At 64.9% G+C, this 16,155-nt stretch carries 10 protein-coding genes; 5 read left to right on the top strand and 5 right to left on the bottom strand.

Features of this window, described 5'->3' with window-relative positions; translation table 11 throughout:
• Positions 1-5: 5 nt before the first annotated feature.
• From adeC to THL1_RS21750, 3 genes are read right to left on the bottom strand one after another with little or no spacing between them, the layout of a single operon-like run.
• Positions 6-1,439, bottom strand: coding sequence for an AdeC/AdeK/OprM family multidrug efflux complex outer membrane factor (gene adeC, locus THL1_RS21760; protein ID WP_069085178.1), 1,434 nt, complete (start codon positions 1,437-1,439; stop codon positions 6-8).
• Positions 1,436-4,570, bottom strand: coding sequence for an efflux RND transporter permease subunit (locus tag THL1_RS21755; RefSeq protein WP_069085177.1), 3,135 nt, complete (start codon positions 4,568-4,570; stop codon positions 1,436-1,438). Before THL1_RS21755 ends, adeC begins: the two co-directional genes overlap by 4 nt.
• 11 nt (positions 4,571-4,581) lie before the next feature.
• Positions 4,582-5,724, bottom strand: coding sequence for an efflux RND transporter periplasmic adaptor subunit (locus THL1_RS21750; protein WP_069085176.1), 1,143 nt, complete (start codon positions 5,722-5,724; stop codon positions 4,582-4,584).
• 204 nt (positions 5,725-5,928) lie between these two features.
• Between THL1_RS21750 and THL1_RS21745 the strand changes: the two genes are divergently transcribed.
• The 4 genes from THL1_RS21745 to THL1_RS21730 all read left to right on the top strand — a co-directional run bounded on the left by THL1_RS21745 (position 5,929) and on the right by THL1_RS21730 (position 11,477).
• A complete protein-coding gene (locus THL1_RS21745) occupies positions 5,929-6,570 on the top strand; it encodes a TetR family transcriptional regulator (protein ID WP_069085175.1) in 642 nt (213 codons plus the stop codon).
• Between the two features lie 475 nt (positions 6,571-7,045).
• On the top strand, positions 7,046-8,782 hold the full coding sequence (locus tag THL1_RS21740; protein ID WP_069085174.1) for a type I secretion system permease/ATPase: 1,737 nt from the start codon (positions 7,046-7,048) through the stop codon (positions 8,780-8,782).
• A gap of 66 nt (positions 8,783-8,848) precedes the next feature.
• Entirely contained in the window at positions 8,849-10,132 is a 1,284-nt protein-coding gene (locus THL1_RS21735; RefSeq protein ID WP_414703763.1) for an HlyD family type I secretion periplasmic adaptor subunit, read from the top strand.
• Between the two features lies 1 nt (position 10,133).
• Entirely contained in the window at positions 10,134-11,477 is a 1,344-nt protein-coding gene (locus THL1_RS21730) for a TolC family outer membrane protein (RefSeq protein ID WP_069085172.1), read from the top strand.
• Positions 11,478-11,699: 222 nt separating this feature from the next.
• On the opposite strand, the gene metR is transcribed toward THL1_RS21730, so the two are convergent.
• Positions 11,700-12,617 carry a transcriptional regulator MetR gene (gene metR, locus THL1_RS21725; RefSeq protein WP_069085171.1) on the bottom strand — a complete coding sequence of 306 codons (918 nt, stop codon included), beginning with the start codon at positions 12,615-12,617 and terminating at the stop codon, positions 11,700-11,702.
• 110 nt (positions 12,618-12,727) lie between these two features.
• Here metR and metE point away from each other — a divergent pair, with 110 nt between their 5' ends.
• Positions 12,728-15,016 carry a 5-methyltetrahydropteroyltriglutamate--homocysteine S-methyltransferase gene (gene metE, locus THL1_RS21720; RefSeq protein WP_069085170.1) on the top strand — a complete coding sequence of 763 codons (2,289 nt, stop codon included), beginning with the start codon at positions 12,728-12,730 and terminating at the stop codon, positions 15,014-15,016.
• Between the two features lie 111 nt (positions 15,017-15,127).
• Here the strand turns inward: metE and lipA are convergent, their stop codons facing one another.
• A complete protein-coding gene (gene lipA, locus THL1_RS21715; protein WP_069085169.1) occupies positions 15,128-16,102 on the bottom strand; it encodes a lipoyl synthase in 975 nt (324 codons plus the stop codon).
• Positions 16,103-16,155 lie beyond the last annotated feature (53 nt).

Genomic DNA, 16,155 nt, shown 5'->3' with positions numbered 1-16,155 from the left:
GCGGGTCAAGCGTTCGGGGAGGTTTCTCCCTGTTCTTTCCAGCCGCCGCCGAGGGCCTTGTACAGGTTCACCTCGCTGGCCAATTGATTGAGGCGGTCGCCGATCAGTTGCTGGCGGGCGCTGAACAGCTGGCGCTGGGCGTCGAGCAGGGTCAGGTAGCTGTCGACGCCGGTGCGGTAGCGGCGTTCGGCGAGGCGGTAGTACTCCTCGGTGGTTTTCACCAGGGCGCGCTGGGAGCCCAGTTGCTGCTGGTAGGTGGTGCGCGCGGCGAGGCCGTCGGCGACTTCCTGGAAGGCGACCTGGATGGCTTTCTCGTACTGCGCCACCTGGATGTCTTTCTGCAGCTCGGTGTAGTCGAGGTTCGCCTTCAGGCGGCCGGCGGTGAATATCGGCAGGCTGATGCTCGGCTGGAACAGCCAGCTGCCGGAGCCGGCGTCGAACAGACCGGACAGCTCGTTGCTCATGCTGCCGGCGTTGGCGGTCAGGCTGACACTGGGGAAGAAGGCCGCGCGCGCCGCGCCGATGTTGGCGTTGGCCGACTTGAGCAGGTGTTCGGCCCGGACCACGTCCGGGCGACGCTGCAGCAGGTCGGACGGCAGGCCCGGCGGCACCTCGGCCAGCAGGTCGGCGTCCAGCGCCAGGCCTTTTGGCAGGTCCGCTGGCAGGCCGATGCCCACCAGTTGGGTCAGGGCGTTGCGGTCCTGGGCCACCAGGCGGCTGTACTGCGCCAGGCTGACCTGGGCGCTTTCCACCGCGGTGCGCGCCTGGCTCAGGGCCAGGGCGTCGGCGATGCCCACGTCGAAGCTGCGCTGGGTGAGGGCGTAGCTTTCCTGGTAGGTCTTGAGGGTGTCCTGGGTCAGTTGCAGCAGGGCCTGGTCGGCTTGCCAGTCGAGGTAGGCGGTGGCCACCGAGGCCGCCAGGCTGATCTGGGTGCTGCGGCGCGCCTGTTCGGTGGCGAAGTACTGCTCCAGGGCCTGTTCGTTGAGGCTGCGCAGGCGACCGAAGAAGTCCAGCTCCCAGGCGTTGGTGCCCAGGGTGGCGCTGTACTGGCCGCTGGTGGTGGCCTGGCCGCTCTGGCTCAAGGAGCCGGGCAGCCGTTGGCGGGTAGCGCCGCCGTCGGCCGAAAGGCTGGGGAACAGCTCGGAACGCTGGATGCGGTGAAGCGCGCGGTAGGCCTCGACGTTCAGCGCGGCAGTGCGCAGGTCACGGTTGTTGTCCAGGGCGAGCTGCACCAGCTGGCGTAGCGCCGGGTCCTGGAAGAACTCGCGCCAGTCCAGGTCGGCGGCGGCGCTGGATACTTGCGCCGCGCCCTGGCTGTAAGCCTCGCCCTGGGGCCAGGCAGCGTCTACCGGCGCCTCCGGGCGCTGGTAGTCGGGAATCATGGAGCAGCCACCGAGCAGGGTCGCGGCGATGGCCAGGGATATCAGGGAACGCCTCACTGCAGGGCCTCCTTCTTGATCGCAGCCTTGCTCGCCTTGTCTTTGAACAGCGAGCAGACCAGCACGTAGAACAGCGGCACCCAGAAGATGGCCAGGACGGTTGCGGTGAGCATGCCGCCGATCACGCCGGTACCGATGGCGTGCTGGCTGCCGGAGCCGGCGCCATTGGAGATGGCCAGGGGTACCACGCCGAGGATGAACGCCAGAGAGGTCATGATGATCGGGCGCAGGCGCATGCGGCAGGCTTCCACGGCCGCTTCGAACAGACTCTTGCCCTGCTCGTGCAGCTCCTTGGCGAACTCGACGATGAGGATCGCGTTCTTCGCCGACAGGCCAATGGTGGTGAGCAGGCCGACCTGGAAGAACACGTCGTTGGACAGGCCGCGCAGGCTGGTGAACATCAGCGCACCGATCACACCCAGCGGAACCACCAGCATCACCGAGAACGGAATCGACCAGCTCTCGTACAGCGCCGCCAGGCAGAGGAACACCACCAGCAGCGACAGCGCGTAGAGCGCCGGAGCCTGGGAGCCGGACAGGCGTTCCTCGTAGGACAGACCGGTCCAGGAGTAGCCGACCCCGGCGGGCAGTTGCTTGGCGATTTCTTCCACGGCGGCCATGGCTTCACCCGAGCTGTGGCCCGGAGCCGCCTCGCCGAGGATTTCCACCGCCGGCACGCCGTTGTAACGGGCGAGCTTGGGCGCGCCGTAGGTCCATTCGCCGCTGGCGAAGGCGCTGAATGGCACCATCTGGCCCTGGTCGTTGCGCACGTACCACTTGTTCAGGTCTTCCGGGTTCATCCGTGCTTCGGACTCACCCTGCAGGTAGACCTTCTTCACCCGGCCACGGTCGATGAAGTCGTTGACGTAGCTGGCGCCCCAAGCGATGGACACGGTGCTGTTGATGTCGGACAGGGAAAGACCGTGGGCACGGGCTTTCTCGTCGTCGATCTGCAACTGGTATTGCGGCTCGTCGCGCAGGCCGTTGGCGCGAACGCGGTTGAGCACCGGGTTCTTTGCCGCCAGTTCGACGAACTGGTCGCGGGCGGCGTTCAGCGCTTCGTGGCCGATGCCGGCGCGGTCCTGCAGGAACAGGTTGAAGCCGGTGGCGTTACCCAGCTCCATCACTGCCGGCGGGGCGAAGGCGAAGACCATCGCATCGCGGAAGCTGAAGAAGTGCCGCTGGGCACGCTGGGCCAGGTCGAACACGCTCTGGCCTTCGGCCGTGCGCTCTTCCCACGGCTTGAGCATGATGAAGGCCATGCCCGAGCTCTGGCCGCGGCCGGCGAAGTTGAAGCCGGTCACGGTGAACACGGACTGGACGGTGTCCTTCTCCTGCTCCAGCAGGTATTCGCGCATCTGGTCCACGACCACCTGGGTACGCTCGGCACTGGCGCCGGACGGGGTCTGCACCTGGGCGAAGAGCACGCCCTGGTCTTCCTCGGGGAGGAAGGCGGTGGGAATGCGGGTGAACAGCCAGCCCATGGCGACCAGGATCACCACGTAGAGCATCAGGTAGGGCGCTTTGCGCTTGAGCACGCCGCGCACGCCACGCTCGTAGCTCTGCACGCTGCGGTCGAAGGTGCGGTTGAACCAGCCGAAGAAGCCGCGCTTCTCAGCATGGCCCTTGGCGACAGGCTTGAGCAGGGTGGCGCAGAGGGCCGGGGTGAAGATCAGCGCCACCAGCACCGACAAGGCCATGGCCGAGACGATGGTGATGGAGAACTGCTTGTAGATCACGCCGGTGGAACCGCCGAAGAAGGCCATCGGCAGGAACACCGCCGAAAGCACCAGGGCGATGCCCACCAGCGCGCCCTGGATCTGGCCCATGGATTTGCGGGTGGCTTCCAGGGGCGACAGGCCTTCCTCGGCCATCACCCGTTCGACGTTCTCCACGACCACGATGGCGTCGTCCACCAACAGGCCGATGGCGAGCACCATGGCGAACATGGTCAGGGTGTTGATGGTGAAGCCGAACATCGCCAGCACGCCGAAGGTGCCAAGCAGTACCACGGGCACGGCAAGGGTCGGAATGATGGTGGCACGCAGGTTCTGCAGGAACAGGAACATCACCAGGAACACCAGGACGATGGCTTCGCCCAGGGTGTGGATAACGCCTTCGATGGAGGCGGAAACCACCGGGGTGGTGTCGTAGGGGAAGACCACTTTCATCCCGGCGGGGAAGAAGGGCTCCAGTTCCTTCATGGTGGCGCGGATCGCCTTGGCGGTGTCCAGGGCGTTGGCGCCGGTGGCCAACTTGATCGCCATGCCGGAAGCCGGCTTGCCGTTGAACTGGGCACTGATGCTGTAGTTCTCGCCACCCAGCTCGATCTTGGCGACGTCACGCAGGCGCACCTGGGAGCCGTCGCGATTCACCTTCAGGAGGATCTGGCCGAACTGCTCGGGGGTCTGCAGGCGGGTCTTGCCGATGATGGTGGCGTTGAGCTGGGTACCGGGCGAGGCGGGCAGGCCGCCGAGCTGGCCGGAGGAGATCTGCACGTTCTGCGCCTGGATCGCGGTCTTCACGTCCACCGGCGTCAGCTGGTAGTTGTTCAGCCGCGCCGGGTCCAGCCAGATGCGCATGGCGTACTGGGCGCCGAACACCTGAAAGTCACCCACACCCTTGGTCCGCGAGATTGGGTCCTGGATGTTGGAGACGATGTAGTTGGCCAGGTCGTTCTTGTCCATGCTGCCGTCTTCGGAGACGACGCCGATGACCAGCAGGAAGTTCTTCACCGCCTTGGTCACGCGGATGCCTTGCTGCTGGACTTCCTGGGGCAGCAGCGGGGTGGCCAGCTGGAGTTTGTTCTGCACCTGCACCTGGGCGATGTCCGGGTTGGTGCCCTGCTCGAAGGTGGCAGTGATGGTCATGCTGCCGTCGGAGTTGCTCTCCGAGGAGATGTAGCGCAGGCCGTCGATGCCATTGAGCTGCTGCTCGATGATCTGCACCACGGTGTCCTGCACCGTTTGCGCGGAGGCGCCGGGGTAGCTGACCTGGATACCGACCGCAGGCGCGGCGATGCTAGGGTACTGGTTGATCGGCAACTTGAGGATGGACAGGCCGCCGGCGAGCATGATCACCAGCGCGATCACCCAGGCGAAGATGGGGCGATCAATGAAGAATCTCGACATCAGCGGGCTCCTCAGTGGCTCTTGGCCAAGTTGTCACCCGCCGGTTGCTGGGCGGCCACATTGGTTGCTGGCGCTGCGTTCACTTCGACGCCAGGGCGCACGAACTGCAGGCCTTCGGTAATCAGGCGGTCGCCGGGGTTGAGGCCTTCGCTGACCAGCCAGCGGTCGCCGACGGTGCGTTCGGCCTTCAGCTGGCGCAGTTCCACCTTGTTCTCGGCGTTCACCACCAGGGCGGTGGCCTGGCCCTTGAGGTCGCGGGTCACGCCTTGCTGCGGGGCGAGGATGGCTTCCTGCTTCACCGCCGAGCCCAGGCGGGCGTGGACGAACATGCCGGGCAGCAGGTTGTGTTCCGGGTTGGGGAACACCGCGCGTACCGTCACCGAGCCGGTGCCTTCGTCCACCGACACTTCGGAAAACTCCAGGCTGCCCTTGTGCGGGTATTCGCTACCGTCTTCGAGCAGCAGGGACACCTTGGCGCCACTGGCTCCCGCCTTCTCAAGCTGGCCTTCGGCCATTTCCCGGCGCAGGCGCAGCAGGTCCTTGGTGGACTGGGTGACGTCGACGTAGATCGGGTCGAGCTGCTGGATGGTGGCCATGGCTGTGGTCTGGCCGTTGCTCACCAGCGCGCCTTCAGTGACGGCCGAGCGGCCGACGCGGCCGGAAATGGGCGCCAGCACCTTGGTGTAGCGCAGGTCGATCCTTGCCTTCTCCAGCGCGGCTTCGGCCTGCAGGCGGGCGGCCTGGGATTCGTCGTAGGCCTGCTTGCTCACGGCCTGGTCGCTGACCAGGTCCTTGTAGCGGTCCGCCAGCGACTGCGCCGAAGCCAGGCTGGCCTGGGCGCTCTTGTAGGTGGCGGAGTAGACGGACGGGTCTATCTGGTAGAGCTGCTGCCCGGCCTTGACCTCGCTGCCTTCGGTGAACAGGCGCTTCTGGATGATGCCGTCTACCTGCGGGCGCACTTCGGCAATGCGGAATGCCGCCGTGCGGCCGGGGAGTTCGGTGGTGAGCGTGAAGCTCTGGGGCTGGAGGGTGACAACGCCGACGCTGGGCGTCTGGGCGGGCGGGGGAGCCGAGGCTTCCTGACAACCAGTCAGGGTGAGCGTGGCCAGTGCGATGGCGGAAACCAAGGCGGCAAAGGCTGGCTTCATGGGCATCTGAAGGGACCTCATTCTTTCTGGGGGACAGCTCTCGGGCAGAGGGCTGGGCGCAGGACAGGTTCTGGATTCTTGCGGAGGTGTACGAATATACGTACATGCGTGTATGTTTGTAAAACGAATCTTCCTGTGCCGATGTCAGAAATTGTTTCGGATTTGTGATGATTTTTCCTTTGTAAGCAATCAGATAGGTCCTAGCGGCGAATGGCCAGACGTACCAAAGAGGAAGCCGAAGAAACCCGCGTGCAGATACTCGACGCCACCGAGCGGGTATTTCACGAGAAGGGGGTTTCGCGCGCCTCCCTGGCAGAGATCGCCGCTGCCGCCGGCGTGAGCCGCGGCGCCATCTACTGGCATTTCGAGAACAAGACCGACCTGTTCCAGGCCATGCTCGAGCGCATCCACATGCCGTTGGAAGAGCTGGCCCGCGCCAGTGAGAGCGAAGATGAGCCCGACCCCCTGGGACGTATGCACCAGTTGCTGGTGCGTCTGCTCAAGCGCGTGGAGCTGGACCCGCAGAGCCGGCGCATCCACGAGATCCTTCGACACAAGGTGGAGTACACGGAGGAGCTGGGCGATCTGCGGCAGAAGATGCAGGACCACAGCACCGAATGCGATCTGCGAATCGCCAAGGCCCTGCGCAATGCCGTGAGCCGGGGCCAGTTACCGGCGGACCTGGACTGTGGCCGCGCGGCCATCAGCCTGCATGCCTATATCGAAGGCATCCAGACCAACTGGCTGCTGGTGCCGGATGGCTATTCCCTGGCGGCGGAGGCGGAGTGCCTGGTCAACAGCCTGATGGATATGCTGCGCTTCAGCCCGGCACTGCGGGTGAGGGCCGTCTGAGGGACCTCGGCCCGCACGCTGAAAAAGCGGTGCGCATGGCACACCCTACGATTGGCGCCATCCGGGGTAGGGTGCGCCGCGCGCACCAGCGGCGCTTTCAGCACCTGACAAGGCACGTTGGCAGCCGGGGTTTGGCCTGCGCAGACGCTATACGTCATTTATCCGGCGCCAATCCGGTCGTGCGGACGCCTGTCGCAACTCGCTTTTCTCCATGCAAATCAGCCATGAATCCCTCTAGGACGGGTATTTCGGCCTTGATGCGAACAGCTCTCGCCTGGCCGGCTGTGTCGCTGGTCGGGGTTAATCCCGCAGCCGTCTGGCGGGCGGGGGTCCGCACTGGCGACGTGCGGGACTCTTGGCTAAGCATGTTTGTAGGCTTCTGTCGGGGGCAGCGCCGTTCCGCTCCTGGGGCTTGAACTACAAGAATACGGCCGGACCTAGGCCGAACCCATCACTCAGCCAGTGGAGCGCCGGGATGAAGAATTTCTCGCAGCCCCGTACCGAGTTATCCGAGGCTCTTAGCGGCTTGCGCCGAACCTTCTATGTGGTTGGCGGTTTCAGCGGTGTCATCAACCTGATGATGCTGGCCCCCGCGTTGTACATGCTGCAGGTTTACGACCGCGTACTGGCCAGCAGCAACATCACCACCCTGGTGATGCTGACGGTCCTGATGGTCGGACTCTATGTGCTCATGTCATTGCTGGAAGTGGTGCGTTCGACGGTGCTGATCCGCCTTGGCAACCGGTTGGACATGGGCCTGAACAAGCGTGTCTTCAACGCGTCCTTCGAGCGCAACCTGCGGCGTGCCGGCGGCAACCCGGCCCAGGCCCTGCAGGACCTGTCGCAGGTTCGCCAGTTCCTCACCGGCAATGGGCTGTTCGCCTTCTTCGATGCGCCCTGGACGCCCATCTACCTGCTGGTGATCTTCCTCGTGCACCCGCTGCTGGGCATCATCACCCTGGTGGGGTCGGTGATCCTCTTCGGCCTGGCGCTGCTGACCGAGATGGTCACCCGCGGCCCGCTGATGGAGGCCAATCAGGCGGCCATGTCGTCCGGCTCCTTCGCCAACAACAACCTGCGCAATACCGAAGTGATCGAGGCCATGGGCATGCTGCCGGCGATTCGCGAGCGCTGGTACGGTGGCTATCAGCGCATCCTCGAGAAGCAGACCCAGGCGTCGGACCGCGCCGCCTACATCAGCGGCGCCAGCCGTTTCGTGCGGATCACGTTGCAGTCGCTGATCCTCGGTGCGGGGGCACTGCTGGCGATCAAGGGCGAGATCACCGCGGGGATGATGATTGCCAGTTCGATCCTCAGCGGTCGTGCCATGGCGCCGGTGGAACAGGCCATCGGCGTGTGGAAGCAATTGCTGTCCGCCCGTGGTTCCTGGGAGCGTCTGTCCAAGTTGCTGCAGGACTTCCCTGCGCGCAAAGACGCCATGGCGCTGCCCAAGCCCCAAGGCGCGCTGTCGGTGGAGCAGGCCATGACCGCCGCGCCCGGCGGCGTAGCGACCATCCTGCGCGGGATCAATTTCAGCCTGTCGCCGGGTGAGGCGCTTGGCATCATCGGACCGTCGGCGGCGGGTAAATCCACCCTGGCCCGCCTGCTGGTCGGCGTCTGGCCGGCGCAGGGGGGCAAGATCCGTCTGGACGGCGCCGATATCTTCCAGTGGAACAAGGATGAATTGGGCCCCTGGATCGGCTACCTGCCCCAGGACGTGGAGCTGTTCGAAGGCACCATCGCCGACAACATCGCCCGCTTTGGCCAGGTGAACAGCGAGGAAGTGATCTTGGCCGCCAAGCGCGCCGGGGTACACGAGATGGTCCTGCGCTTCGAGAAGGGCTACGACACACCGCTGGGCGTGGACGGCAGCCCGTTGTCCGGTGGCCAGAAGCAGCGTATTGCACTGGCCCGGGCCATCTATGGCGACCCCTCGATGATCATCCTCGACGAGCCCAACGCCAACCTCGACGACGTGGGCGAAGCGGCACTGGTCGAGGCCATCCTCGACCTGAAGAAGCGCGGCAAGACGCTGATTCTGATTTCCCACCGCCCCAGTGTGCTCAGCACGGTGGACAAGGTCCTGCTGCTGCGCGATGGCGGCATGCAGTTGTTCGGTCCCCGCGAAGAAGTCTTCGCGGCGCTGCGACAGGCCAGCGTCATGCCCTCGGTGGGCACGCCCAACCTGTCGTCGATGCGGGCAAAGGAGTAATCGATCATGCAACAGGCAAGCGAAAGCAAGGCCCTGGTCCGGGTCGATCAACCAACACACGTGGACATGGATGACGCCCGCCCTGCCCGTTGGGGCGTCTGGATGGTGTTGGCCGGGTTCGGCGGTTTCCTGGTCTGGGCCATATGGGCCCCACTGGATGCAGGTGTAGTGGCCAACGCCACGGTCAACGTCACCAACGCCCGCAAGACGGTTCAGCACCTCACCGGCGGTGAAGTGGACGCCATCCTCGTGCGCGAAGGCGACAAGGTGCGCACCGGCCAGGAACTGGTGCGTCTGGATCCAACCCAGGCGATCGCCGAGCAGGGTGCCCTGAGCTCCCAGTACATCGTCGCCAAGACCGTGGAAGATCGCCTGGTTGCCGAGCGCGATGGCGCCGACACCGTGACCTTCGCCCCGGACCTGCTGGAGCGCTTCAGCGGCGACCCGCGCCTGATAGAGTCCATCGCCTTGCAGCAGCGGCTGTTCCATACCCGGCGCAAGGCGCTGCTGGGTGAGATCAGCATCCTCCATGAGAACCTCAACGGCGCCGAAGAGCAGCTCAAGGGCCTGCGCCAGGTCCAGGCCACCCGCGCCAGTCAGTCGAGCCTGCTGGGCCAGGAGCTGGAAGGCGTGCGCAGCCTGGCCGCCGAGGGCTACATCCCGCGTAACCGCATGCTGGAACTGGAGCGCAGTGCCTCGGAACTGAATGGCTCCATGGCGCAGAACATCGCCGATATCGGCCGCACCCGGAACCAGATTGCCGAGCTCAAGCTGCGCATCCTCCAGCGTGAGCAGGACTTCCAGAAAGAAGTGGAATCCCAGCTGACGGATGTGCAGAAGGAGGCCACCTCCCTGGGCGAGCGCCTGCGTTCGGTGGACTACCAGGTGGACAACACCGTGATCCGTTCGCCCATCGACGGCATCGTCCTCGGCCTGAACATCGCCACCGTGGGCGGCATCATCCAGCCGGGGGCGCGGATCATGGACGTGATTCCAGACAAGGAGCCGCTGCAGGTGGACGCCCAGGTGCCGGTGCAGGCCATCGACAAGATGGTGCCTGGATTGCCGGTGGATATCACCTTCCCGGCCTTCAACCATGCGCAGACGCCGAACATCCCCGGCCGCGTGCTGACGGTCGCCGCCGACCGCCTGGTGGACGAAGCCAGTAAACAGCCCTATTACTTGACCCAGGTAGAAGTGACCGAAGAGGGCATGAAACTGCTCGGGCCGAACAATATCCGGGCGGGCATGCCAGCCACAGTGACTATCAAGACCGGTGAGCGCAGCCTGATGAGCTACCTGATGAAGCCTCTGCTGGGTCGCGTCGGCGGCGCATTCAAGGAGCAGTGACATGAGAACCTGGAAGTTCGCAGCTGGACTCGTCGGAGCCGTCACCCTGCCTGTGTCGGCCATGGACCTCAGCGAAGCCTGGAATACCTACCAGAGCCAGGGGCCGACCTACCTGGCTTCGGTGCATGAGCGCCAGGCCGGTCAGGAATACAAGGAACTGGGCAAGGCGGGCCTGCTGCCGAGCATCAACGCGACTGCGTACTGGAGGCGGGTGGATGGCACCAGCGAACAGGACAACATTCTCGGCCGCAGTGTGGAGAGCGACCTGGAGTACGACTCCAGGGGCGCGGTGGTGGAGTTGCGCCAGCCACTGTTCAACAAGCAACGCATGGCCGAGTACCGCCAGGGAAAGCAGCGCACCCTGTTCAGTGATGCCGTGTTCGACGTCAAGACCCAGGAATCGGCGATCAGCCTGGCCAGCCGTTATTTCTCTGTGCTGCTGGCGCTGGAAACCATTGACCTGGCCAAGGTCAAGCTGAAAAACCTGGACCAGCAGGTGATGTCCGCCAAACGGCGTTTCGAGCTGGGTGACGGCACCGTGATCGACGTCGACCAGGCCTCCGCACGGCGCGACCTGGCCCAGGCCGAGCTGATCGAAGCCGAGGACAACCTGCTGGTGGCGCGGCGCCTGCTGCAGGAGTTGCTTGGCGTGGTGCCGGAGGAGATGTCTACCCTGCGCACCGAGTTCCCCACGCCGCCGCTGGAGCCGCCAAGCTTGCAGGACTGGATCAATGACGCGCGGGCCAACAACCCCACCATCATTGCTCGCAGCCGCAGCTTGGATGCATCGGAGGAAGAGGTTAACCGTGCCAAGGCCGGGCACTGGCCAACCCTGGATTTCGTCGCGGCCTACAACGACTCGGAAAGTGACTCGGTCTCCACCCAGAACCAGGCGAACAAGTACGGTTCGGTGGGCGTGGAGTTCCGCATGCCGATCTTCACCGGGGGAGCCACCAGCGCCCAGGTGCGCCAGGCGTCGGCGAATCGCGAACTGGCCAACGACCAGCTCAATTCCAGCCGTGAAGAAGTGCTGTCCGGAACCACCCGCGAGTTCCGTGGCGTGCAGAGCGGTGAGCAGCGGGTACGGGCGCTGGAGACGGCGGTGGTGTCCAGCGAACGGGCACAAGACTCTGCGCGCAAGGGCTTCCAGGCGGGTACCAGCACCAACCTGGACATCCTCAATGCCGAGGAACAGGCCTTCATCGCCCGGCGCGACCTGCTGGAAGCCAAGCTGCGGTATCTGCTCTCGCGACTGCGCCTGGCGGCGTCGGTAGGGGCCCTGGGCGAGGACGATATCCAGCAGGCCAATGCCTATCTGGGGCCGCCGCTGCCGATGCATCCGTGATGATTGGCGGGGGAGAGGGTAGTGTCAGCCCGCACGGTGCCGGGCATGGGCACGTTGGGTTTCGTTCCTCTACCCAACCTACGGTTGTGCTCCGCGCCAGCTTGCAGCAGTTTTCAGGCCGCTGTTGGCTTCAGGACGGCTTGTACCTCGCCGGCGCGAGTCACCCCTCTCCTCTTCAGGGAGAGGGGATGGGGGAGAGGGAAATGGGGTTGCGCAACAGGCTCACCGCGCCGCACTCACCCCTTCCAGCGTCGCAAACGAGGTGTCCTTGGCGGTCAGCAGGAAGTCGCGCATGAAGGGCGCGTCCAGCATGTCGGCGCGGATCGCCGCGAACAGGGTGCAATACAGGCCTTTCTCACCCAGGCGCTTGGCAGTGACATAGCCCCGCGAGCTGTACTCGTGCAGTGCCCAGTTGGGCAGGCAGCAGACGCCACGGCCGCTGGCCACCAGTTGCATCATCATCACCGTGAGTTCCGAGGTGCGCACCTGGGCGGGTTCCACGTCCGCCGGTTCGAGGAAGCGGGTGAAGATATCCAGGCGGTCGCGTTCCACCGGGTAGGTGATCAGCGTCAGGCTGGCCAGGTCATCGGGCACGATGAAGGGTCTGCTCGCCAGGGTGTGCTGGTTGTCCACCGCCAGCAGCGCTTCGTAGGTAAAGAGCGGCACATAGGTGATGCCGGCCAGGTCCACCGGGTCTGAGGTCACCACCAGGTCCAGGTCGCCACGAGCCAAGGCGGGTAGGGGGGCGAAGGAAAAGCCGGACGCCAGGTCCAGCTCCACTTCCGGCCAGGCATCGCGGAACTGGTCGATGGTGGGCATCAACCACTGGAAACAGCTGTGGCACTCGATGGCCATGTGCAGGCGGCCGGCAGTGCCGCCCGCCAGGCGTGCCAGGTCGCGCTCGGCGCTGCGCAGCTGCGGCAGGAGGCTGTCGGCCAGCTGCAGCAGACGAAGGCCGGCACTGGTGAAGCGCACTGGCTTGGTCTTGCGCACGAACAGCTGCATGCCGAGGCGCTCTTCCAGTTCCTTGAACTGGTGGGAGAGCGCGGACTGGGTCAGGTGCAGGCGTTCGGCGGCTTCCACCAGGCTGTCGGCTTCGCGCAAGGCGTGCAGGGTTCTGAGATGGCGCAGCTCAAGCATGGTGGCGCTCCATGAGTGAAATTTGAGATGAACACGAATTTGTTGAGTTTGTCTCAAGTTGTCAGGACTGTCGACAATGGCCTCCATCATTTGCATGGAGATTCGACAACATGGCGCTTTCCCACTCACTCGGCTTCCCGCGCATTGGCCGCGACCGTGAACTGAAGAAGGCACTGGAAACCTTCTGGAAGGGCGAACTCGATGAAACCGGCCTGCGCGCCGTAGGCCGCCGGCTGAGGGCCGAGCACTGGCAATTGCAGAAGGACGCCGGTATCGAACTGCTGCCGGTGGGCGACTTCGCCTGGTACGACCAGGTGCTGACCCATTCCCTGACCTTTGGCGTCATCCCCGAACGCTTCCGTCCCCACACAGGCAAGCCAGGCCTGGAGACGCTGTTCAGCATGGCGCGTGGCGTCAGCAAAGGCTGCTGCGGTGGTGCCCACGCGCAAGAGATGACCAAGTGGTTCGATACCAACTATCACTACCTGGTGCCCGAATTTTCCGCCGACCAACAGTTCGCCCTGGGCTGGGAACAACTGTTCGAGGAAGTGGGAGAGGCCCACGCGCTGGGTCACAGCGTCAAGCCCGTACTGATCGGCCCGCTGACCTACCTCTGGTTGGGCAAGGCCAAGGGTGGCGAGTTTGACAAGCTCGACCTGCTGGACCGCCTGCTGCCAGTCTATGGCGAAATCTTCCAGCGTCTGGCCGCCCAGGGGGTGGAGTGGGTGCAGATCGATGAGCCGATCCTGGTGCTGGACTTGCCCCAGGACTGGAAGAATGCGTTCGAACGTGCTTACAACCTGATCCAGCGCGATCCGCTGAAGAAGCTGATCGCCACCTACTTCGGTGGCCTGGAGGACAACCTCGGCCTGGCGGCCAGCCTGCCGCTGGACGGCCTGCACATCGACCTGGTGCGTGCCCCGGAGCAGTATCCGACCATCCTCGACCGCCTGCCGGCCTACAAGGTGCTGTCGCTGGGTGTGGTGAATGGCCGCAACGTCTGGCGCTGCGACCTGGACAAGGCCCTCGATGTGCTGAGCCATGCCCACGAGCGGCTGGGCGAGCGTCTTTGGGTGGCGCCCTCCTGCTCGCTGCTGCATAGCCCGGTGGACCTGGCTCGCGAAGACCAACTGGACGCCGAGCTGAAGGGCTGGCTGGCCTTTGCCGTGCAGAAGTGCGAGGAAGTCGCCGTGCTGTCCCGCGCCCTGACCGAGCCGGAAGCCCCGGCGGTGCTGGAGGCCCTGGCTTTGAGCCGCGCCGTGCAGGCCAGCCGTGCAGCGTCACCGCGTATCCACAAGCCGGACGTACAGGCCCGCCTGGCGGCCCTCCGCCCGGAAGACAGCCAGCGCACAACGCCGTTTGCCGAGCGCATCGAGAAGCAGCGTGCGCGTCTTTACCTGCCGGCGTTCCCGACCACCACCATTGGCTCCTTCCCCCAGACCCCGGCGATTCGACTGGCACGCCAGGCGTTCAAGCAGGGTCGTTTGTCGGAGGCGCAATACACCGAGGCCATGCACAGTGAAATCCGCCACGCGGTGGAGGTGCAGGAGCGCCTGGGCCTGGATGTGCTGGTGCATGGCGAGGCGGAGCGCAATGACATGGTGGAGTACTTCGCCGAGCAGATGGACGGCTATGCCTTCACCCGCTTCGGCTGGGTGCAGAGCTACGGGTCACGCTGCGTCAAACCCGCCATCATCTATGGCGACCTGAGTCGTCCCAAGGCGATGACGGTGGAGTGGATCCGCTATGCGCAGGGCCTGACCGCCAAGTGGATGAAGGGCATGCTGACCGGACCGGTGACTATGCTGATGTGGTCCTTCCCGCGCGAGGACGTCGCTCGCGAGGTGCAGGCACGGCAACTGGCGCTGGCCATCCGCGATGAAGTGGCTGACCTGGAGGCGGCGGGCATCCACATCGTACAGATCGACGAGGCGGCCTTCCGCGAGGGGTTGCCGCTACGCCGGGCCGATTGGCAGCCCTATCTGGACTGGGCCACCGAAGCCTTCCGCCTGAGCGCCAGTGGTGTGCAGGACGACACCCAGATTCATACTCACATGTGCTACAGCGAGTTCAACGACGTGATCGAGTCCATCGCTGCCATGGATGCCGACGTCATCACCATCGAGACCTCGCGCTCTGACATGGAGCTGCTGGACACCTTCGAGACCTTCGCCTATCCGAACGAGATCGGTCCCGGCGTGTATGACATCCACTCGCCGCGGGTGCCGGACAGCGCCGAGATGGCCTCGCTGCTGCGCAAGGCGGCCAGGCGCATTCCCGCCGAGCGGCTTTGGGTCAACCCCGATTGCGGCCTGAAGACCCGTGCTTGGCCGGAAACCGAGGCAGCGCTGGTGAACATGGTGGCGGCGGCACGGCAGCTCCGGGTGGAGTTCGCTTGAGGCCACACGACACAGGTAGGTTGGGCTGAGCTCGGCGAAGCCCAACAGCGGAGTCCGGCACGGACAGCCATTGGGCCGCGCTGTGCTTGGCCCAACCCGCATCCGTGCGGCTCAGTCGATCTTGGTGCCGTAGGCCTGCTGGTCGGCGTGGTAAGAGGAGCGTACCAAGGGGCCTGCAGCCACATTCTTGAAGCCCATCGCGGCGCCCTGCTCGGCGAACCAGGCGAAGGTGTCCGGGTGGACGAAGCGCTGCACCGGCATGTGGCTGCGCGACGGCTGCAGGTACTGGCCGAGGGTGAGCATGTCGATCTCGTGCTCGCGCATGCGCTGCATGACCTCGATCACTTCGTCGTCTGTCTCACCCAGGCCCAGCATCAGGCCGGACTTGGTCGGAACCCCCGGCACCCGTTGCTTGAACTTCTGCAACAGGTCCAGCGACCACTCGAAGTCCGAGCCTGGACGCGCGGCCTTGTACAGGCGCGGTACGGTTTCCAGGTTGTGGTTGAACACATCCGGCGGCTCCTGCTCGGTGATGGCGAGTGCCACGTCCATGCGCCCGCGGTAGTCCGGCACCAGGGTTTCCAGCTGGATGCCCGGCGACAGCTTGCGGATTTCCCGCAGGCAGTCGGCGAAGTGCCGGGCACCGCCGTCGCGCAGGTCGTCGCGGTCTACCGAAGTGATCACCACGTACTTCAGGCGCAGGTCGGCAATGGCGATGGCGAGGTTCTTCGGCTCATCGACATCCAGCGGCTTGGGCCGGCCATGGCCGACGTCGCAGAAGGGGCAGCGACGGGTGCAGATGTCGCCCATGATCATGAAGGTGGCGGTGCCGCCGGAGAAGCACTCGCCCAGGTTCGGGCAGGAGGCTTCCTCACAGACGCTGTGCAATTTGTGCTTGCGCAGCAGTTGCTTGATGCGCGCCACCTCGGGCGATGCGCTGATGGGCACGCGGATCCAGTCGGGTTTGCGTGGCACTTCATCGGTGGGAATGATCTTCACCGGGATGCGCGCCACCTTCTCGGCGCCGCGCAGTTTTACACCGGCCTGCAACGGCTGCGGACGCGGGGTGATCTGAGGTTCGGTCATGTTATTGCTCCGAAGGCTCGGCGTTTTTCGTAGGAGCGAGCTCTGCTCGCGAA

It is taken from the genome of Pseudomonas sp. TCU-HL1 (genome assembly GCF_001708505.1).
Taxonomy (GTDB): Bacteria; Pseudomonadota; Gammaproteobacteria; order Pseudomonadales; family Pseudomonadaceae; genus Metapseudomonas.
The sequence above is the reverse complement of the archived record's forward strand: the minus strand, read 5'-3'. Positions and strand labels throughout refer to the sequence as shown.